Source organism: Clostridium sp. ATCC 25772 (genome assembly GCF_001573875.1).
Taxonomy (GTDB): Bacteria; Bacillota; Clostridia; order Clostridiales; family Clostridiaceae; genus Clostridium_J; species Clostridium_J senegalense.
In genome coordinates this window covers 203,004-224,789 of record NZ_LFRG01000010.1, presented here as the reverse complement: position 1 = coordinate 224,789, position 21,786 = coordinate 203,004, and the positions used below count along the sequence as shown (strand labels likewise).

20 protein-coding genes are annotated in these 21,786 nt (G+C 27.7%); 14 read left to right on the top strand and 6 right to left on the bottom strand.

Features of this window, described 5'->3' with window-relative positions:
• Nucleotides 1-8: 8 nt before the first annotated feature.
• Entirely contained in the window at nucleotides 9-827 is an 819-nt protein-coding gene (locus tag AZI32_RS05750; protein WP_061994937.1) for a TIM barrel protein, read from the bottom strand.
• A gap of 231 nt (nucleotides 828-1,058) precedes the next feature.
• Between AZI32_RS05750 and recJ the strand changes: the two genes are divergently transcribed.
• Nucleotides 1,059-2,825 carry a single-stranded-DNA-specific exonuclease RecJ gene (recJ, locus tag AZI32_RS05745; protein ID WP_061994936.1) on the top strand — a complete coding sequence of 589 codons (1,767 nt, stop codon included), beginning with the start codon at nucleotides 1,059-1,061 and terminating at the stop codon, nucleotides 2,823-2,825.
• A gap of 49 nt (nucleotides 2,826-2,874) precedes the next feature.
• Here the strand turns inward: recJ and AZI32_RS05740 are convergent, their stop codons facing one another.
• Nucleotides 2,875-3,384 (bottom strand): QueT transporter family protein, encoded by a 510-nt coding sequence (locus AZI32_RS05740; RefSeq protein WP_061994935.1) that lies wholly within the window; start codon nucleotides 3,382-3,384, stop codon nucleotides 2,875-2,877.
• A gap of 328 nt (nucleotides 3,385-3,712) precedes the next feature.
• Here AZI32_RS05740 and AZI32_RS05735 point away from each other — a divergent pair, with 328 nt between their 5' ends.
• Nucleotides 3,713-3,940, top strand: a complete 228-nt coding sequence (locus AZI32_RS05735; protein ID WP_061994934.1) for a hypothetical protein — start codon at nucleotides 3,713-3,715, stop codon at nucleotides 3,938-3,940.
• Between the two features lie 241 nt (nucleotides 3,941-4,181).
• Here the strand turns inward: AZI32_RS05735 and AZI32_RS05730 are convergent, their stop codons facing one another.
• The 4 genes from AZI32_RS05730 to AZI32_RS05715 form a co-directional block, all read right to left on the bottom strand.
• Entirely contained in the window at nucleotides 4,182-4,370 is a 189-nt protein-coding gene (locus AZI32_RS05730) for an alpha/beta-type small acid-soluble spore protein (protein WP_010292479.1), read from the bottom strand.
• Between the two features lie 103 nt (nucleotides 4,371-4,473).
• On the bottom strand, nucleotides 4,474-4,662 hold the full coding sequence (locus AZI32_RS05725; RefSeq protein ID WP_061994933.1) for an alpha/beta-type small acid-soluble spore protein: 189 nt from the start codon (nucleotides 4,660-4,662) through the stop codon (nucleotides 4,474-4,476).
• 88 nt (nucleotides 4,663-4,750) lie between these two features.
• Nucleotides 4,751-4,939, bottom strand: a complete 189-nt coding sequence (locus AZI32_RS05720) for an alpha/beta-type small acid-soluble spore protein (protein WP_010292475.1) — start codon at nucleotides 4,937-4,939, stop codon at nucleotides 4,751-4,753.
• A gap of 94 nt (nucleotides 4,940-5,033) precedes the next feature.
• On the bottom strand, nucleotides 5,034-5,222 hold the full coding sequence (locus AZI32_RS05715) for an alpha/beta-type small acid-soluble spore protein (protein WP_010292473.1): 189 nt from the start codon (nucleotides 5,220-5,222) through the stop codon (nucleotides 5,034-5,036).
• Between the two features lie 375 nt (nucleotides 5,223-5,597).
• Here AZI32_RS05715 and AZI32_RS05710 point away from each other — a divergent pair, with 375 nt between their 5' ends.
• From AZI32_RS05710 to AZI32_RS05655, 12 genes are all read left to right on the top strand, one after another.
• Nucleotides 5,598-6,665, top strand: coding sequence for an undecaprenyldiphospho-muramoylpentapeptide beta-N-acetylglucosaminyltransferase (locus tag AZI32_RS05710; RefSeq protein WP_061994932.1), 1,068 nt, complete (start codon nucleotides 5,598-5,600; stop codon nucleotides 6,663-6,665).
• 156 nt (nucleotides 6,666-6,821) lie between these two features.
• A complete protein-coding gene (locus tag AZI32_RS05705; protein WP_061994931.1) occupies nucleotides 6,822-8,147 on the top strand; it encodes an MBL fold metallo-hydrolase in 1,326 nt (441 codons plus the stop codon).
• Nucleotides 8,148-8,426: 279 nt separating this feature from the next.
• Complete coding sequence (gene nifJ, locus AZI32_RS05700) at nucleotides 8,427-11,948, top strand: pyruvate:ferredoxin (flavodoxin) oxidoreductase (RefSeq protein ID WP_061994930.1); 3,522 nt, start codon at nucleotides 8,427-8,429, stop codon at nucleotides 11,946-11,948.
• Between the two features lie 576 nt (nucleotides 11,949-12,524).
• Entirely contained in the window at nucleotides 12,525-12,926 is a 402-nt protein-coding gene (locus AZI32_RS05695; protein WP_061994929.1) for a DUF1292 domain-containing protein, read from the top strand.
• Nucleotides 12,927-13,098: 172 nt separating this feature from the next.
• The gene (locus tag AZI32_RS05690; protein WP_061994928.1) at nucleotides 13,099-13,740 is read left to right on the top strand and encodes an HAD-IB family hydrolase; all 642 of its coding nucleotides are present in this window, start codon (nucleotides 13,099-13,101) and stop codon (nucleotides 13,738-13,740) included.
• Nucleotides 13,741-13,754: 14 nt separating this feature from the next.
• On the top strand, nucleotides 13,755-14,558 hold the full coding sequence (locus AZI32_RS05685; RefSeq protein WP_061994927.1) for an aminotransferase class IV: 804 nt from the start codon (nucleotides 13,755-13,757) through the stop codon (nucleotides 14,556-14,558).
• Nucleotides 14,559-14,772: 214 nt separating this feature from the next.
• The gene (locus tag AZI32_RS05680; RefSeq protein ID WP_162266735.1) at nucleotides 14,773-16,536 is read left to right on the top strand and encodes a FapA family protein; all 1,764 of its coding nucleotides are present in this window, start codon (nucleotides 14,773-14,775) and stop codon (nucleotides 16,534-16,536) included.
• An 11-nt stretch (nucleotides 16,537-16,547) separates the two neighbouring features.
• Complete coding sequence (locus tag AZI32_RS05675) at nucleotides 16,548-16,994, top strand: chemotaxis protein CheW (RefSeq protein WP_061994925.1); 447 nt, start codon at nucleotides 16,548-16,550, stop codon at nucleotides 16,992-16,994.
• 8 nt (nucleotides 16,995-17,002) lie between these two features.
• Nucleotides 17,003-17,491 carry a chemotaxis protein CheD gene (locus AZI32_RS05670; protein ID WP_061994924.1) on the top strand — a complete coding sequence of 163 codons (489 nt, stop codon included), beginning with the start codon at nucleotides 17,003-17,005 and terminating at the stop codon, nucleotides 17,489-17,491.
• Nucleotides 17,492-17,516: 25 nt separating this feature from the next.
• Nucleotides 17,517-18,566, top strand: coding sequence for a chemotaxis response regulator protein-glutamate methylesterase (locus tag AZI32_RS05665; protein ID WP_061994923.1), 1,050 nt, complete (start codon nucleotides 17,517-17,519; stop codon nucleotides 18,564-18,566).
• 4 nt (nucleotides 18,567-18,570) lie between these two features.
• A complete protein-coding gene (locus AZI32_RS05660) occupies nucleotides 18,571-19,335 on the top strand; it encodes a protein-glutamate O-methyltransferase CheR (RefSeq protein ID WP_061994922.1) in 765 nt (254 codons plus the stop codon).
• An 11-nt stretch (nucleotides 19,336-19,346) separates the two neighbouring features.
• A complete protein-coding gene (locus tag AZI32_RS05655) occupies nucleotides 19,347-21,773 on the top strand; it encodes a chemotaxis protein CheW (RefSeq protein ID WP_061994921.1) in 2,427 nt (808 codons plus the stop codon).
• Nucleotides 21,774-21,786 lie beyond the last annotated feature (13 nt).

Here is a 21,786-nt window from a genome sequence, read left to right as displayed (position 1 = left end):
GTTTTTTATTAAAGAGATTGATAAGTATTTTTTAGTAATAAGGAATCATTTTCAAGTATAGGACTTTCGCAAATGATACAACCTTTTATATTAAAATTTTTAAATGCTTTCATACATGCTTTATAATTGAAATCACTTTCTTCAAAAGGTAAGTGGTTTTTTTCACCTTTTTCACCATAGTTTATTCCAGATATATGTATATGCATATCATTTAAAGCATCTTCACCTAAATTGTCACCTATATAAGTTAATATTTTAGCAAAATCATCATAACTTTTTAATGCACCATTATATCTTGCATGAATATGGGAAAAATCAACGCAAAGTTTACATGTAGGTACATGCTTGCAAAGGGATACTAATTCTTCTAAATCACCAAATTGGGTTCCTTTACCTGTAGTTTCAAGTCTATAATCGATACCTATATTGGGGAGTTTAAGCAAATTTTCTTTTATAGTTTCAAAAGTTTCTTCTTTTGAATCTTTAAGATAAAACCCAGGATGAAAAATTAAACTACGGCCATTAACTTTTTTTAAACCTTCAGCACCTTGAATAATTCTTTCTATGGATTTTTCTTGTTTTTCAATTTCATCTGCATTTAGATTTATATAATATGATCCATGAGCTGAAAGATAAAAGTTATTATCATTTTTAGCCTTTAAAACATCATCTTTATTTTTGTCAGTAATATTAACAGATCTAACAAAGGGTAATTCCATAGCATCTAATCCTAAGGTCTTCAAATAAGGTATGCCTGTTTTATAGGTAAATTTAGAGTTAAGTTCACCTAAGGGTAGACCTGATATTCCAAAAAGTAATTTATCCATAATATTCCTCCTAAACATATTTTGAAATTTATATATAATAAATAATTCTATCAAATAATTATTAAAAATCAATAGTAATAATAATTTTAAAATAATAATTATTAATTAAAAGTTATATAACCTTTGCTTAAATGGAAAATATGATAAAATTAAATTATTGTATTTAAGTAAGTAAATATATAAAATATTATTTATGCGTTATGTTTTATATTATATTTTAGGGGTGAGGAAATGAAAACTAAATGGATGTTGAGAACTACAAAAACTAATTTAGATAAAGTCGGAAGAATTTTAGGCGTGAGTCCTCTCATAGTAAAAATTATGATAAATAGAGGAATTAATACCATAGAAGATATGAAAAAATTTTTAAATCCACATTTAGAAGATTTGAATAATCCGTTTTTAATGAAGGATATGGAAAATGGTATAAATATTATTAAAGGTGCTATTTTAAATAAAGAAAGAATTATGATTTATGGAGATTATGATGCCGATGGCGTTACGAGTACAGTAATATTATATAAAGCATTAACTTTATGTGGTGCAAAGGTAAACTATTATATACCCAATAGAGAAACAGAAGGATATGGTATGTCAAGCGAAAGACTTGAAAAAATTAAAGAAGAAGGCTATAACGTGGTAATTACTTGTGATAATGGAATATCAGCACTACAACAAGTTGAAAAAGCAAAAGAGTTAGGAATGACTATTGTAGTTACAGATCATCATGAACTTCCTTTTGAAGAGAAAGAAAAAGGAGAAAGAGTATATAAGCTTCCTAATGCAGATGCAGTTATAAATCCTAAAAGATTAGATTGCGATTATCCATTTAAAAATTTATGTGGTGCAGGAATAGCTTTTAAATTTGCCCAAGGTATTTATAATGAGATGAATATACCTAAAGAAAAAGCTTATGAACTTATAGATATGGCGGCTATTGGAACCATTTGTGATGTAGTAGATTTAGTTGATGAGAATAGAATCATAGCAAAAGAAGGATTGAAAATTTTAGCGAATACTAAAAATTTAGGCATTGCTGCTTTAAAAGAAGAGTTAAACATAAAAGGTGAAGTATCTTCATATCATATAGGTTTTTTAATAGGACCATGCATAAATGCTACTGGAAGATTGGAAACAGCATTTTTATCTGTAGATTTATTATTGGCAGACACTGAAGAAAAAGCTAAAGAATTGGCAAAAACTTTAGTAGAACTGAATAAGACAAGACAAGAATTAACAAATGAGGCAGTGGAGGAAGTAAGGGAAATTATAGAAAATTCTAATTTGAAAAATGATAAAATTTTAGTAATTTATAATGAAAAAATACATGAGAGCATAGCAGGCATAGTTGCTGGAAGGATTAAAGATAGTTATAATCGCCCAACTATAGTTTTAACTAAAGGAAAAGAAATGCCTAAAGGTTCAGCAAGATCTATTTCAGAATATAATATGTTTGAAGAATTAATAAAATGTAAAAGTCTTTTAGAAAAGTTTGGTGGACATCCTATGGCGGCAGGACTTTCAATAAAAAAAGAAAATATTAATGATTTTAGGTTAAAAATAAATGAATTATGTACATTAACAGAGAATGATTTAATATATAAAATAAGGATAGATGAAAGATTGTCATTGAAAAATATAAATTTTAGAGTTATAGATGAATTGAAAACCTTAGAGCCCTTTGGAAAAGGAAATGCATCTCCAGTACTTGCTGAAAAAAATGTATCTATAGAAAAAATAAGTATATTAGGAGAAAATAAAAATACATTAAAATTAAGATGTAGAATTAATGATACAAATAAATATATAGATGGAATATGTTTTAATAAAGTAGAGGAATTTATAGAAAATTTAAAAGAAGCATATGGTGAGAGTTATGAATATATGCTAGAAAATCCTTGTGGTATGAAAATAGATTTAATTTTTTCACCATCAATTAATGAGTATAATGGAAATGTATCAGTGCAACTAAAAATAAATAATTTTAAGATACAATAAAAATATAAAAGCAGTAATATATATTACTGCTTTTTCCTTATTTTAAATCTTAATTTAGTTTAAGCATATTACTTATCTTTGAATTTTTTTCTAAAGCTGATATTAATGGAAGTCCTAATCCATAACAACAAATAAATTGACCTATTCCAACATAAATCATATTGAAAATCAAAGGTACATTTGGAGCATAAAGAACTTTTAACATACTTCCAATTACAATAGCATTAACTAATACCGCTGGAAGTGGAGCTAATAATCTTTTATGTTTTAAATTGCTTTTTCCAATTTTATAGGTTAAATAAGAAGCTAATAAAGTAGCTAAAGAACCTACTATTAAATCAGGAATGCCCATAGGACTAATAATATTAGACATTAAGCAACCTAAAAAAAGTCCCCAAATCGCATAAGGTGAGAAATAAGGTAAAACTGTTAATCCTTCTGCAATTCTAATTTGAATAGGCCCATAACTCATAAAGTTAAGAGTTACAGTAAGTGTTGCATATATTGCTGCTAAAAGAGCTGCAAATGCAATTTTTTTAGTATTGTTTTGTTTATTCATTTATATATACCTCCATAGTTTTGTTTTTAGACAGGATGGTTACGAACTGTCTTAGCCAATACTATAATAATTATATATTTATAACAGCCTAAAATCAAGAGCGAGATAAGGAAATAAGTTGGAAATTAAAACTACTTGATAATTAAAAAAGATAGGTATTGATTCTATTAACATTAGAGGTTCAAAGAGATTCTAAAAAAATATTGGATTAATAAATTTAAATTATAGATTAAAAACATAGATGTGTAAACTTAAAAATCATAAGTATATTTAAAATATAGTTGCACATAATATTCTTGTAAAAAGAATATTTTAGGAGGAACAGCAAATGGCTAAAAAAAATGCTAAACAAAATGTTAAAAATTCAATAAACCAATTGGAAAATGTTAAAAATTCAATTGATAGTGCAGCTAATACTGTTGAAAGTAATAGTACTAAAGCACAATTACAAAATGAATTGAACTCAGTTCAAAATAGTTTAAGTAATGCAAAATCTATAGAAAATAAAATCCAAGCAGATGATGCTAAAAAAAACAAATCAAACTCTTTTCAATAATTAATTATAAAAAGAGATTGTATCTATAAATCTGATACAATCTTTTTTATGTGAAAATTTAATAAGAATTGTCTTTGAAAAAGTGATTTTTATAAAAAATAAAGAAAAGAGTTATTTAAAATATTTAAAATATTTTAAATAACTCTTTTATGGGATATTAATATATAGTAATATACTATAAATCTAAACTATATATCAAACATCAGGTTAAAGGTTTATAATAAATTTTGAAACGTATTTATTATAAATTTCTTTCGTAAGCTTCTACCATTTTTTTAACCATTTGGCCACCAATTGAGCCGGCTTCTCTAGAAGTTAAGTCTCCATTATAACCGTTTTTTAGGTTAACTCCAACTTCTTTAGCAGCCTCCATTTTGAAATTGTTTAATCCTTCTTTAGCTTCTGGAACTAATACTCTATTTCTGCTCATTTAAATTGCCTCCTTTAATATAAGTATATTTAAATACTTTAAATGGTTTTTAATATAAAATTTTGTAGCTTGTTTGATATTTGATAAAGTGTCAAAAGTTTTATTATAATGATTTTTCGTAAGATTCTACCATTTTTTTAACCATTTGACCACCAACAGAACCAGCTTCTCTAGAAGTTAAGTCTCCATTGTAACCATTTTTAAGATTAACTCCAACTTCTTTAGCAGCTTCCATTTTGAAATTATTTAATCCTTCTTTAGCTTCTGGAACTAATACTCTATTTTGGCTCATTATGAGCACCTCCTTATTAATGTATCTCTAATTTATATAATTATTAAATTAGAGACTAGATTTAATAAACCCTAGGTAAATTAGCCTACTACAGATTTCTTTCGTAAGTCTCTACCATTTTTTTAACCATTTGGCCACCAATTGAACCAGCTTCTCTAGAAGTTAGGTCTCCATTGTAACCATTTTTAAGATTAACTCCAACTTCTTTAGCAGCTTCCATTTTAAAGTTATTTAATCCTTCTTTAGCTTCTGGAACTAATACTCTGTTTCTACTCATAGTAGAGCACCTCCTAATCAAATTGAATAATTAAATAATTTTAGGTAGATAGTATAGAATTAGTATAATTAATTCTATTATCTTATAAATTTAATTATAAATTTTTTTCATAAGATTCTACCATTTTTTTAACCATTTGACCACCAACAGAACCAGCTTCTTTAGAAGTTAAGTCTCCATTGTAGCCATTTTTAAGATTAACTCCAACTTCTTTAGCAGCTTCCATTTTGAAGTTGTTTAATCCTTCTTTAGCTTCTGGAACTAATACTCTATTATATCCCATTGTTTTTCACCTCCTTTTGTTGTTTGTAGTCTTATTTTAACCGAATATAAAAGTTTTATTTTATTAGTTTAAAGGAAACTTCTGAATAAAATTCTTGTTTTGTAATATATTAGGTAATAAATTAACTATGAAAATTAAAAAAAATATTATATAATGTAGTTTTGAAAAATAATTTTAAATTATTGAGTTATAATGTTTAAATAAATAATATATAAAATAGTTTGAGGTTATTTTAAAATTATAAAAAATATATTATATATAATGTAGGATAATTTTTAAAAATATCATGCATTTAAAAATTATAGGTTTTAGGTATATTAAAGATTAAGATATGAATTAAAAAAATAATTAATAGAAAAGGTAGGAGGAAATATTTTGAGTAGTAAAAAAATAATTTTAACTGGTGGTGGAACTGCAGGTCACGTTACACCTAATATAGCTCTTATGCCAAAGTTAAAAGAATTAGGTTATGATATAGAGTACATAGGAACTAAAGATGGAATTGAAAGAAGACTTATTGAAGCAGAAAACATAAAATATCATATAATATCTAGTGGAAAACTAAGAAGATATTTTGATTTTAAAAATTTTTCGGATCCATTCAAGGTTATAAAGGGAATTTTTGATGCAAAAAAAATATTAAAGCAAGAAAAACCAAATATAATTTTTTCAAAAGGTGGATTTGTATCAGTACCAGTTGTTTTAGCTGCAAAAATGAGAAAAATACCTGTTATAATTCATGAGGCTGATATGACACCAGGACTTGCAAATAAAATATCTATGCCATATTGTTCTAAAATTTGTGTTACATTTAAAGAAGCTTTAAATCATATAGAGAAATCTAAAGGTGTATTAACAGGACTTCCTATAAGAGAAGAAATTCTAAATGGAAGCAAAATAGAAGGGAAAAGAATATGTGGGTTTAAGGATGAAAAACCTATAATTTTAATTATCGGTGGAAGTTTAGGATCAAAATTTATAAATGATTCTATAAGAGAAAATTTAGATGAGTTATTAAAAGAATTCAATTTAGTACATGTATGTGGAAAAGGAAATATAGATAATACAATAAAAAAAGATGGATATGTTCAATTTGAATATGTAAAAGAAGAATTGCCACATTTGATGAAAATCTCTTCATTAGTAATATCACGTGCTGGCGCTAATGTTATATTTGAAATTTTAGCACTAAAAAAACCAAATTTACTTATACCACTTTCAGCTAGAGCTAGTAGAGGTGATCAAATTTTAAATGCTAGATCTTTTGAAAAAGATGGGTATAGTATGGTTTTAGAAGAAGAAGAATTAAATTCAAAAATATTATTAGAAAAAATAAAAGAATTAAACAGTAATAAAGATAAATACATTGAAAATATGAATAAGAGTGAAGTTAAAAACAGTGTTGATAATATAATAGAATTAATAGAGAAATGTAGTATATAAAACTTAAAATACAAAATAAGATAGTACTTTATATTTTAAAGTACTATCTTATTTTGTATAAAGAAAATGTTATTTGGAAAATATATTTTTGAATAAAAAAGATATATGAATTAAAAGTTAATTTATTATAAAAATAAGTATAAAAGAGGGGTTAGTATGAAAATTAAATTTTGTGGAGCCGCTAAGTGTATAACCGGTTCATGTCATTTGTTAGAAGTGAGTGACACTAAAATATTATTAGATTGCGGTTTATTTCAAGGAAAAGATTTAAAAGAATTTAATAATGATGAGTTTATGTTCAACCCTAAAGAAATATCTGCGGTAATATTATCCCATGCTCATTTAGACCATAGTGGAAGAATTCCAAAACTATATGAGCAAGGATTTAAGGGTAATGTTATATGCACAAAACCAACAGTAGAACTTTGTAAGGTATTATTATCAGATATAGAAAATTCATGTGATAAGGATGAAAAAAGTAAAAGTGAAATATATTTTGAAAAATTTATAGGATATGACTATGAAGAAAAAATTATTATCAACGAAGATGTATCGTTGATATTTAGAGATGCAGGACATGTTTTAGGTTCTGCTATATGCGAAATTATAATAAATGATGAAAATAATATAAAACTAGTGTATAGCGGGGACGTTGGAAATGATAATTTATTAATAGTTGATGATCCCCAAAAAATATATAGCAGTGATTATTTAATACTAGAAGGTACATATGGTGATAAAATTCACAATGTTAAAAGAGATGAATTTGATTTTTTAATGGAGATTATAAAGAAAACTATTTCTAAAAATGGGAATGTAATTATACCTGCATTTTCATTAGGAAGAACTCAAGAAATAATATATACTTTAAACAAATTTATAGAAACTGAAAAAGATTACAACATAGATATATATGTGGATAGCCCTATGGCTACTAAGATTACTAAAATTTTTGAAAATAATAAAAAATATTTTGATAAGGAGGCAAAAAAATTTTTAAATGAAGGAGATAATCCTTTTCAGTTCAAAAATCTCCACTTCATAGAGGAATTAGAAGAATCAAAAAAACTAAAAAATAAGAAAGGTATAGTTATAATATCTTCTAGTGGTGATTGCGAAGGGGGAAGGATTGTACATCATATAAAAAATAATATAGAGGACGAAAATAGCTCTTTAGTTTTTGTTTGTGCTCAGGGTTATGACACAATCGGTGGGCATATTTTAGGTGGAAAAAGAAATATTTGTATATTAAAAGAAGAGTTAGAAATTAATTGCAATATATACAATTTGCAGGGGTTATCTGGCCATGCTGATAAAAATAGTTTGGAAAAATGGGTATGTAATTTTAAAACTAAACCTAAGAAAATATTTTTAGTTCATGGAAAGGAAACAGCACTTTGTGAATTGAAAGACAATTTAGAAAAAAAGAAGTTCGATGTATCCATACCTGCAATTGGGTGTATAGAAAATACAAATAGTTAAAAATATAACAATGAAAATGGCCTTTAAGCACTTGAAATTTAAGTGGTATAGCATTATCATAGATTATGAAAGCTGTATAAAATGCTATTTTTAGTAAAAATATTATAAAAATTGAGTTGTTTCGAGGTATTATCCTAAAATTTTTTTTGATGACATGGATAATGATTATCAGATAATTACTATGTTATTATTTTAGACAATTAAAAAAAAAGATAGGAATTAACCAAATAGCGAAAAAAATTATTATAATAATAGATATTAAGAAAGAAGGTTTGGACAATGAGACAAATGAAAACTATGGATGGAAATACTGCTGCTGCTCACGTAGCTTATGCTTACACTGATGTAGCTGCTATATATCCAATAACACCATCATCACCAATGGCAGAGCACTGCGATGAGTGGGCTGCGCAAGGTAGAAAAAATATTTTTGGGCAAACTGTAAAAATGATGGAAATGCAATCTGAGGCAGGTGCAGCAGGTGCGGTTCACGGATCATTACAAGGAGGAGCATTAACAACTACATTTACAGCTTCTCAAGGATTACTACTTATGGTTCCTAACATGTATAAAATAGCAGGGGAATTATTACCAGGAGTATTCCATGTAACTGCTAGAGCATTAGCAGCACAAGCATTATCAATATTTGGAGATCACCAAGACGTAATGGCTGCAAGACAAACAGGATTTGCTTTACTTGCAAACAATAGCGTTCAAGAAGTTATGGATTTAGCTCCAGTTGCTCACTTAGTAGCAATTGAAGGAAGAGTTCCATTCTTAAATTTCTTTGATGGATTTAGAACTTCACATGAAATTCAAAAAATAGAAGCTTGGGATTATGAAACATTAGAAAAATTTGTAGATAAAGATGCTGTAGAAGCATTTAGAAATAGAGGATTAAATCCAAATAATCCAGTAACAAGAGGTACAGCTCAAAACCCTGATGTGTACTTCCAAACTAGAGAAGCTTCAAATAAATTTTATCAAGCTGTTCCAGAATTAGTTGAAAAATATATGGAAAAAGTAAACAAAGAAATAGGAACAGATTACCATGTATTTAACTACTATGGTGCAGAAGATGCTGATAGAGTAATAGTTGCAATGGGTTCAGTTTGTGATGTTGTAGAAGAAACAATAGATTACTTAGCAACTCAAGGTGAAAAAGTTGGATTATTAAAAGTACGTTTATTTAGACCATTCTCATTAGATCATTTCTTTAAACATATGCCAAAAACTGTTAAAAAAGTAGCAGTTCTTGACAGAACTAAAGAACCAGGATCAGCTGGAGAACCATTATATCAAGATATAAGAAATGCATATTATGATTGTGAAAATAAACCAGCTATAATAGGTGGAAGATATGGACTAGGTTCAAAAGACACTACTCCAGATCATATAGTAACTGTATTTGATCACTTAAAAAATGATGAATTAAAAAACGGTTTCACAATAGGAATAAATGATGATGTAACATTTACTTCATTAGAAGTATCAAGAAGTATACAAGTTGCAGATAAAGGAACTACAGCTTGTAAATTCTGGGGTCTTGGATCAGATGGTACAGTTGGAGCTAACAAAAGTGCTATAAAAATAATTGGAGACAATACAGATATGTATGCTCAAGCATACTTTGCATATGACTCTAAAAAATCTGGTGGTATAACAGTTTCTCACTTAAGATTTGGTAAGAAACCAATCAAATCACCATACTTAATAAATGCTGCAGACTATGTTGGATGTCATAACCAATCATATGTTAATAAGTATGATGTTCTAGCAGGAATAAAAGATAATGGAACATTCTTATTAAACTGCATCTGGAATCAAGAAGAATTAGAAAAACATTTACCAGCTTCAATGAAGAGATATATTGCAGCACATAACATAAACTTCTATACAATCAATGCTGTTAAAATAGCTCAAGATTTAGGTTTAGGTGGAAGAATAAACATGATAATGCAAGCTGCGTTCTTTGAATTATCAAAAATTATTCCAACTGAAGAAGCAGTTAAACACTTAAAAGATGCTGTTATTAAATCATATGGCAAAAAAGGTGAAAAAGTTGTAAAAATGAACCATGATGCTATAGATAAAGGAATTGAATCTATTGTTAAAGTAGAAGTTTCAGCTTCTTGGAAAGATGCTCAAGATGAAGCTCTTCCAATTCAAGAAAAACCTGATTTCGTTAAAAACATTGTAGATGTTATGAACAGACAAGAAGGAGATAATTTACCAGTTAGTGCCTTCGCAGGTATAGAAGATGGTACATTTGAACCAGGAACAGCTGCATATGAGAAAAGAGCAATAGGAATCAATATTCCAGAATGGATACCAGAAAATTGTATTCAATGTAACCAATGTGCTTATGTATGTCCACATGCGACTATAAGACCATATGTTGCTAAAGAAGAAGCATTTGAAGGTGCTCCAGAAAATATGAAAATTGTAGATGCTAAAGGCGGAAAAGCATTTGAAGGATTAAAATTTGCAATGACAGTAGCACTTGAAGATTGTACTGGATGTGGAAACTGTGCTCAAGTTTGTCCAGCAAAAGAAAAAGCTTTAGTTATGAAACCTTTCGCAACTCAAGAAAAAGAAAAAGAAGTTTGGGATTTTGCAGTTAAAAACTTACCAGCAAAAGCTGAAAATCCAATGGGAGTAAACAGTGTTAAAGGTAGCCAATTTGAAACTCCACTTCTAGAGTTCAGTGGTGCTTGTGCAGGATGTGGAGAAACTCCATATGCAAAACTTATAACACAATTATTCGGAGATAGAATGATGATAGCTAATGCTACTGGATGTTCATCAATCTGGGGAGGAAGTGCACCTTCAACTCCATACACAACTAACCATAAAGGTCAAGGTCCAGCTTGGGCAAACTCATTATTCGAAGATAACGCTGAGTTTGGATTAGGTATGTTCTTAGGAGCTAACCAATTAAGAGATAAACTTGTTTTAGCAGTTAAAGAAGTTGTTGAAGCTAATATCTGTGAAGAATTAAAAGGTTTATTAAAAGAATGGTTAGAAAATGCAAATGATGCAGAAGCTACAAAAGCTTTAGCAGTTAAAATATTACCATTATTAGAAAATGAAAAATCAAATGAAGCTTTAGCTGAAGTTTATAATAAAAAAGATTTCTTCGTTAAAAGATCACAATGGATCTTCGGTGGAGACGGTTGGGCATACGACATCGGATACGGTGGAGTAGACCATGTATTAGCAAGCGGAGAAAATGTAAATGTATTTGTATTTGATACAGAAGTTTACTCAAATACAGGAGGTCAATCTTCTAAATCTACTCCAACTGCTGCTATAGCTAAATTTGCAGCTGCAGGTAAGAGAACTAAGAAAAAAGATTTAGGAATGATGGCTATGAGTTATGGATATGTTTATGTAGCTCAAGTAGCTATGGGAGCTGATCAAAATCAAACTCTTAAAGCTATAAGAGAAGCAGAAGCATATGATGGTCCATCATTAATAATTGGTTATGCACCATGTATAAACCATGGAATCAAAAAAGGTATGGGATCTACTCAATTAGAATCTAAATTAGCTGTTCAATCTGGATATTGGGCATTATATAGATATAACCCAGTATTAAAAGAAGAAGGTAAAAACCCATTCAGCTTAGATTCTAAAGAACCAACATTATCATTTAAAGATTATCTAATGGGAGAAGTTAGATATGCTTCATTAGCAAAAGCATTCCCAGAAGATGCTGAAGCATTATTTGCTAAAACAGAGCAAGATGCTAAAGAAAGAAGAGAAAATTATAAAAGACTTGCAGAACAACAAATCTAATATAATTTAAATAAAAAAGGATTACTCAAAGTTTGAGTAATCCTTTTTCATTTATATAGAATTCAAATCTAAAGAAACTATAGAATTCCAAATTAAATTTTAAACTTATTCATTTATCAAATGAGAAAACTTAAATTAATATTTTTTCAATAACTAACAGATTATTTTAGTTAAAAGTTAAAAGTGAATAGTTAACAGTTGTGGTTATTACTACTCACTTCGTTCCTAATAATTCTCAACGTATCTTTTTATAAACTTTCAAATCAAATTATATTGATAGATTTTTTAAAATTATTTTCAGAAAGTGGTTGCCACTTTCATCCTAAATTCATAATTCATAATTCATAACTAAATATATTTGCACTTATTTTTCTCAACTGATAACAAAAATTTGAGCTTATTTCCCTATATAGAGTTTAAATATAGAGTTTATATATTCTTAGTTAGTGTAAATAAAGTAATATTTGTTATGAAAATTATGTATATTTTATAATATATATATTTTTATTAAAAAAGCTTTTAAAAAAGTTAAATTAAGGGTACAATTAGAATATAACCATATAGGAGGTGTTAAATATGAATGATAATAAAGATTGCGGATGCGGCTGTGGATGCGATAACCAAGAGAATGAAGTAAAACACGAAGGCTGTGGATGTGGCGGACATAGTAATGAAAACGAAGGTTGCGGATGTGGACATAACCATGAAAATGAAGGTTGTGGATGCGGATGTGAAGATCACGAAGTTTTAACAGTTGCATTAGAGGATGAAGAAGGAAACACTATAATATGTGAGATAGTAGATGGATTCGTTTTTAATGAAAATGAATTTGCATTAGTTCAAAATCCAAATGATGGTTCAGTATATTTATTTAAAGTTGTTGGAGACGATGAAGTTGGGGAATTAGTAGTTCCAGATGATGAAGAGTACGATGCAGCTAAAAAATATTACGAAAAATCAATTACAGAACAAAATTAATTAAAAAAGTAAAAAGTCGTTATCAAAACGACTTTTTTATTTTATAATAATATAAAGGAAAATAATAATTATATAGTACTTATTAACTTTTATAGTATTTATAGATAGATTATTTTGAAAATTCATTTTAAAAATATTTAGCAAAAAAAATATTGTTTGTCAGGAGAAAGATATGGAGAAATTAGCTATTTTTGATATTGATTATACTATAACGAAAAGAGAAACACTTTTAGAACTTTATATGTTTATGATAAAGAAAAATCCTAAATTTATAACATATGCACCAAGGAATATAATATCCACATTATTATTTGCGTTAAGATTAAAGGATGCAGGAAAATCAAAAGAAACGTTTATAAGATTCATAGATGGAATTAAAGAAGATGAAATGCAGGAGATTGTTAAAGATTTTTATGAGAAAAGACTTTGTAATATACTTTATCAAGATGCTATTGATATGATGAAAAAATTAAAAAAAGAGGGATGTAAAATTTATTTAATATCCGCTTCAGCTGAATTTTATATAAATGAATTTTATAAAATAAAAGAAGTAGATAAAGTTATAGGTACTAAATTTAAAGTGGAAAATAGCATTCATAGACCAATAATAGATGGTGTAAATTGCAAAGGTGAAGAAAAGGTTAAAAGGTTAATGGAGGAAATAGAAAAAGAAGGTATAGAGGTAGATTTTAAAAATTCATATATGTTTTCTGATTCATTATCAGACTTACCTTTATTGAATTTAGTTGGAAATGGCTATTTAATAAATTACAAAAGGAAACATGATAAGTTGCAAATACTAAAATGGAAGTAGGGAGTGTTACAGTAATGGTTAAAATTTCTAATGAATATATTCTATATAATGGAGATATAAAAAATACAGATGAATTTGAAGTAATAAAACCAGTATCATCAAAGCAAATTTATGAAGTTATAAGAATTATAAATAAGAAACCTTTATTTTTAAAGGAGCATATAGAAAGGTTAATAAATTCTGTGAAAATTACAGATAGCAATTGTGTCGTAACTACGGAAATTATAAAAGATGAAATAGAAAAATTAGTAAAAGTAAATAATGTAACAGAAGGAAATGTTAAAATCATATTAGATAATAGCGATAGATATATGTTTTTTATACCACATAGCTATCCTTCACAAGATTTGTATATTAATGGTGTAAAAACAATATTATATTTTGGAGAAAGAGAAAATCCTAACGCAAAAGTAATAAATGACACATTTAGAGAAAGGGTTAATAGAAAACTAGACGAAAGTAATTCTTATGAAGCCATATTAGTAGATAGAAATGGATACATTACAGAAGGTAGTAGGTCTAACATATTTATGGTTATAGATGGTAAAATTGTAACATCGCCAGGAAGTAAGGTGCTACCAGGCATAACAAGAATGAAAATAATTCAGTGTTGTAACGAATTAGGTCTTGAAATAGAAGAGAAGGAATTATATTATAAACAGTTAGATAAAATAGAAGGGGCGTTTATATCAGGTACATCTCCAAAGGTATTGCCAATAAAAAGTATAGATGAGTTAAAAATAAATTCACAAAAGAATAAAATAATAAATGATATAAAAAATAAGTTTGATGAATTAATAAAAAAAGATATAAGTTAGTAATTTTTTAGGGGAATATATAAAGTAATAGGGGATTTTGACGATAATTTAGGCATATGAAAAAAAATAATAGATTAGAATTATAAAGTATATTTAATCTATTATTTAGTTGAATATGACTAAAGTAGAAAAGTTATAAACTTTAATAGAATTATTATAGTCTGAAAAATCGTTTAAAATCCTCTAGGTTAACTTTAATTTGGGGGGATTTATGGTGGAAGTAAAAACAAATGGGTTAGGTGTTATAAAGGTAGAAAATAATAAAATTTTTGTTCTAAATCCTGAAGAAGGAAAATTACCGGCTAGAATTTTACCATCACCAGAAGTAGAAATAAAAATTGATAGCAAAATTATTACAGAACCTGTAGAAGTTTTTCAAGAAAATGTAGTGGAATTTACTATTAAAAATCAAGAAAAACCAAAAAGGCATCTAAATATAGAGATATCAGAAGATAAAATAGAAGCAAAAGTTACAATAAAAGAAGAAAAATGTAATCTATATAAAATTAAGGATTCTCAAATTTCACCAATACTACGACCAACAATAGAGGTAATAGGAGAATTGACAGCACCTAGATATACTGAATCAGAATTGACTATGGAACTTAATAAATTAGGGATAATTTATGGATTAGATAATGAAGCTATAAAATATTGTTGTGAAAACGATATTATAGAAAGCATTAGTATAGCAATAGGGAAAGAGCCAATTAAACCTATAGATGATGAAATCAAAGCATATTTTAATGTAATGGATGAAAAGAAGTTAGTTGAAGATGATAATGGAAGAGTTGATTTTAAATCTATAGGAGAAGTGGAAACTGTAGAATCCGGTGATTTAATTGGTGAGTTGAAGATAGGTAAAAATGGGAAGATAGGTTTTAATGTTTATGGACAAGTAATTAAACCACCAAAAAGAAAAATTAAAACCATAAAAAATGGAAAAGGTGTGAATATTGTTGGAAATAGAGCATATGCCACAATAAGCGGGAAACCTTACCTCAGAAGCAACACATTTTCTGTTGAAGAGGTTTTTAATGTTGATGGTGATGTAGATATATCAAAAGGTAATATAAGGTTTATAGGTGATGTTATAGTTCATGGCAATGTTAAAGATGATATGAAGGTTGAAAGTGGAAATAGTATAATTATTCATGGCAACGTTTTAAGAGGAGCGTTAAATGCAGAAGGAGATATAGAAGTAAAAGGTAATATTATATCATCAAATATATTAGGTGGAAATATTGGTGCAGACTACTCTAAATATATAGAGCAGGTGGAAAAAATTCATGAAAAAATATTCAACCTTTGCGAAAATCTTTATAAAATAAATAGTAGCAATAATTTAGCTAATCAAATCAAAGAAAAAGATTTAATAAATGCAATTATTGATGCCAGATTTAAAAACTTTAATATGGATATTTATAATTTAATTAATTCAATGAAAAGTCAAAAGGATATACAGTGTGATTTATATAAATTTGTTTCCGTAAAAATGTGTAATTGTTATTTTGATAACTTTAAAACTATAAATGAAGTAATTTATATGGAGAAATTATTAAAAGAAAAAATAGAAGAATTAAGTAGCAAAATATATAAAAGGTGTGATATGTATATAACTTATGCGCAAGATTGTAATATTGGTGTCACAGGAAATATTTATATTGATGGAAAAGGAATATATAAATCTAATGTTAGTTCTTTAGATAGCATATATTTTATAAATGATAAAAGTACAATTAGAGGCGGAGTTATAAGTGCTGAAAATGAAATAAAAGCTAAAATAGTAGGAACACCTAATGGTGTTATGAATGTATTGAAAGTTAAAGATAAAGGACATATATATGTAGCTATGGCTTATTATAACACTAAGTTTATAATTGGGAATAAAAAATATGTATTAGAAGAACCAAGTAAAGATATTCACGTTTATTTAGATAAAGATGATGAAATATGTGTTGAAAAATTAAAGTTATAGAGGGTGAAAAAATGAATGAAGAAATAAAGATGCTAATTTTCTCAATAGGGGATCAATTTTATGCCGAGAATATTATGGATGTAGAGAGAATTTTAATTTATGAAGAACCTACAGAATTACCAGATGCACCGAATTTTTTAAAAGGCATTATAAATTATGAAGGAAGCATACTTCCAGTAATATCACTTTCGGATAAATTTAATAAACATGGTGAAAAAATTAAAGATGAGCTAAAAATAATAGTAGTAAGGGATGCCGAACGAAAAATAGGAATAATAGTTGATTCAGTATCGGAAGTAAAACCTATTAGTGTTAATAATATTGAAGTTGCTCCAGATATAGCATCTGATATATCAAAAAGATATATTCAAGGTTTAATAAAAGAAAAAGATAGGATAATAATATTTTTATCTCTTTCCAATATATTATCAGATGAAGAAAAAGAACTTGTATATTAGGTGAAACTATGGAAAAAAAAGATATAAAAATTGGTATAGGAGACTTGAATATAGGAAAAAATCCAGATCGATTAATAACAATAGGTCTTGGATCATGTATAGGTATAGCACTTTTTGATAAATACTCTAAAATTGGTGGACTTGCCCATATAATGCTTCCAGATAGTACTAAGTTCACTAAAATTACTAATAAGCTTAAATTTGCAGACCTAGCTATACCTATATTGGTAGATAAGATGAAAAATGCAGGAGCAAATGAAAAGTTTTTAAAAGCAAAAATTGCAGGGGGAGCATCTATGTTTAGTTTTGCAGACAAAAATATGAACATGGATATCGGCGATAGAAACGCAAAAGCTGTTAAGGAAATGCTTAAAAAATATAAAATTCCAATTGAGTCAGAAGATGTAGGTGGAAATAAAGGAAGAACTATCACCTTAAATACAGAGAATGGAGTACTTCAAGTGAAAACAATAGGTTTAGGCATTAAGGATATTTAAAGTTTATTATTAGAGGTGATAGTTAATGGACAGGAAAATAAAGGTTATAGTAGTTGATGATTCCGCTCTTATGAGAAAAATAATATCTGATATGATAAATGAGCAAGAAGACATGGAGGTAGTTGCTATAGCTAGAAATGGTGAGGAACTTTTAAAAAAACTAGAAGTAATTACACCGGATGTAATTACTTTAGATATAGAAATGCCAATTTTAGATGGAATTTCTACATTAAAAGTGCTAAAAGAAAAGAAAATAGCTTCGAAAATAATAATGTTAAGTTCATTAACTAAAGATGGGGCTGAAATTACTATGGACTGTCTTGCTCTTGGAGCCTTTGATTTTGTATGTAAACCATCAGGAGCAATTTCATTAGATATAGATACTGTTAAGGATGATTTAATAAAAAAGATAAGAAATGAAAAAAGAACAATTAAATCTATATCAACAAGAAATAAGACGAATTTAAATTTTATGGAAAGACTTAGAAAAAAGGAAACTAACCATAAAGATATAAATGCAGTAGTAATAGGAGCATCTACAGGAGGTCCTAAAGCATTGTACAGTGTTATTACAGGACTACCTGAAAACTTAGGAGTTCCAATTTTTGTTGTTCAGCATATGCCTGTTGGTTTTACTAAAGCTTTTGCAGAGAGATTAGATAGGGGAAGTAATTTGAAAGTTGTTGAGGCTGAAGATAGAATGCGTATAGAAGAAAATGTTGTTTATGTTGCAAGGGCAGGATATCATATGGAGGTAGAAGGAAATTATATAAGACTTACAGATACTTCTCCAGTTTGTGGTGTTAAACCAGCTGTAGATAGACTTTTTATATCAGCATCAAAAGTTTATGGAAGTAAGTTATTAAGTGTTGTTTTAACGGGAATGGGTAAAGATGGAGCCAATGGAACAATAGAGGTTAAAAATAGAGGTGGTTATACTATGGCAGAAGATGAGTCAACTTGCATAATATATGGTATGCCTAAAGCTGCTTTTGAAACTAATAAAGTAGATGAGGTATTACCATTACATTATGTATCAAGCAGAATAACAAAAGTAGTTAGAGGAGTTGACTAAAGTAATGGATTTTAAACCGCTTGAAATTTGGGTAAAAAGAGAGCTGCAAATAGATTTAACGGCATATAAATCTAATCAATTGCATAGAAGAATCCAAAGTTTAATGACTAGAGTAGGCGCAAGTTCAATAGAAGAATATATAACAATGCTAAAAACTGATAAAATTCAAAGAGAAAAATTCTTAGATTATTTAACTATAAATGTAACGGAATTTTTTAGAAATCCTGAAATTTTCGACGAGTTTAAGGATGTTATAAAAAATAACTTGAACTATAAGTCTCCACTAAAAATTTGGAGTGCAGCATGTTCTCTTGGTGCAGAGCCATATTCCTTAGCTATGATATTAGATGATATATCACCAGGAGTTAATCATAAAATTATAGCAACAGATATTGATAATAATATATTAAACAAAGCAAAAAAAGGTGAATATACTAGCTTAGAGATTAAGAATGTACCATCACAGCTGTTAAAAAAATATTTTAAAAGTCATGATAAAAGTTATGTTATAGATAATAAATTAAAGAAAATGATAACATTTAAAAAACATGACCTTATTTTAGAAAATTATGAAAGTAATTTTGACATAATAATTTGTAGAAATGTAGTAATATACTTTAATCAAGATATAAAAGATAGAATTTATGATAAATTTAGTAGATCCTTAAAAAAAGGTGGGATACTTTTTGTAGGGGCTACGGAAAGTATATATAATTATAAGGCTTTCAATTTTGAAAAAGTATCCACTTTTATTTATAGGAAGCTTTAAGGAGGAATAATATGGATACGTCACAATACCTTTCAATGTTTTTAGAAGAATCAATGGATAATCTTCAAACTTTAAATGAAAGTCTCCTTATTTTAGAGCAAGAACCTAATGATAAAGAAAGGTTAAATGAAATATTTAGGGTAGCACATACTATAAAAGGTATGGCTGCGACTATGGGATATAATACTATAGCAGAACTTACTCATAAAATGGAGGATGTTTTATCTAAGTTTAGAGAAGGAGAATTAAATGTAACTCCAAAGGTTGTAACAGTATTATTTAGATGCCTAGATAATTTGGAGAATATGATAAACACTATTGCTGATGGTGAAGAATTAGATTATGATATATCAGATATAGTTCATCAATTAGAAGATATAGGTAATAAAAAACAAAGCGATGAAGCTAAAGAGACTGCTGAAAATACAGAGGGAAAATCAATGGAGGCAGTTTGTGATGTAGCAAATCAACTTCAATTCAATGAATATGATTTAAATGTAATTAAACAAGCTAAGGATTCTGGCTTTAATGCTTATAGTATTTATGTGAAATTAGATGATGGGACAATTTTAAAGTCAGCAAGAGCATTTGTAATAATGCAGGCTTTAGAAGAGCATGGAGAAATTATAAAAACACAACCTATTTTAGAAGATTTAGAAATTGAAGATTTTGATTTGGATATAAACTTTGCATATATAACAAAAGAAAATAAAGAAATTATAAAAGGTTTAATAGAGGATATTTCAGAAGTAAGAATAGTTGAAGTTTCAGATGTGAAAACAGATAAAAATAAAGAAGAAGTTAAAAATGGTGTTAATAGTGATTGCTTAAATTATAGCTTATCAGAATATGATATGGATGTTATAAAACAAGCTAAGCAAGTTGGATTTAATGCCCTTAATATAAGTATTGAGTTAGATGAAGGAACATTATTAAAATCAGCAAGAGTATTTATAATAATGCAAGAGTTAGAGGTCCATGGAGAGGTTATAAAATCAATACCTGCATCAGAAGATTTAGAGGCAGAAAATTTTGATTATAATATAGAACTAACTTATATTACTAAGAAAACTGAAAAAGAAACTAAAGATATATTATTTAAAATATCGGAAGTTAAAAGTGTAGAAATCGTTAGTATTTCAGAAACTAATAATGAAAAAAATATAAAAAATTTAAAACCAAAAGAAATTACAAATAAAGTAGAGAAAATAAAAGAAATAAACAAAGAAATAGAAAAAGGTAAGGATGTTAAGAGTAAGAAAACAAATAATGATAAGCATAATTCAGACAAACATCCTAAGGGCAGAACAGTTGGACAATCAGTAAGAGTAGATTTGGAAAGATTAGATAAATTTATGAATATGGTTTCGGAACTTGTAATTCATAGAACGAGACTAGAACAAATAAGTTTAAATCATAAAATACCAGAATTAAATGAAACTTTAGAACAAGTAGCTAGAAGTACATCTGATTTACAAGACTTAGTTATGAAAATAAGAATGTTACCATTAGATGCTGTATTTAATAGATTTCCAAGGATGATAAGAGACTTGTCTATAGAATTAGGCAAGGAAATTGATCTTGAAATATTGGGACAAGATACTGAACTTGATAGAACAGTTATAGAAGAAATTGGGGAACCATTAATTCACCTTCTAAGAAATGCAGCAGACCATGGGATAGAAAGTCCAGAAGAAAGAATTAAAGCAGGTAAAAATCCAAATGGAAAAATAAAACTTATAGCATATCCAGAAGGAACTAAGGCTGTAATCAAAGTTGAAGACGATGGAAAAGGATTAAATGTTGAAAAAATTAGAGCTAAGGCTGAAAGTGTAGGAATAACTACAGAAGGTATGAGCGAAAATGATATCAAAAATTTAATATTTAGCCAAGGATTTAGTACTAATGAAGTAGTTACAGACATATCAGGCAGAGGTGTTGGTATGGATGTAGTAAAAACTAAAATTGCTGCATTAGGAGGAACTGTAGATGCTATAAGTGAATTAGGTAAGGGAACAAGTTTTATTATAAGACTTCCACTTACACTTCAAATCATACAGGCATTACTTGTAAAAGTAGGATCTGAAACAATGGCAATATCTTTAGGATATATAGATAGAGTTGTTGAATATAAGAAAGAATTAACTAAAAAGACAAACAATAAAGAGGTAATAATTTATAACGATAATATAGTTAATCTTATAAGAGTTAATGAAAAATTAAACATTCCAGAAGATGATCATGGGAAAAAATATGTAGTGATGACTAAGGTGGGAGAAAGGGAAGTTGGCTTACTTGTAGATTCATTATTAGGCCAACAGGAAATAGTAATCAAACCTTTTGGCAAGACATTAAAGAATTTAAATGAATATATAGGTGCTACAATTTTAGGAGATGGATTAGTAACATTAATACTAGATGTTGCATCATTGATATAAGGAGGTGCTTAAA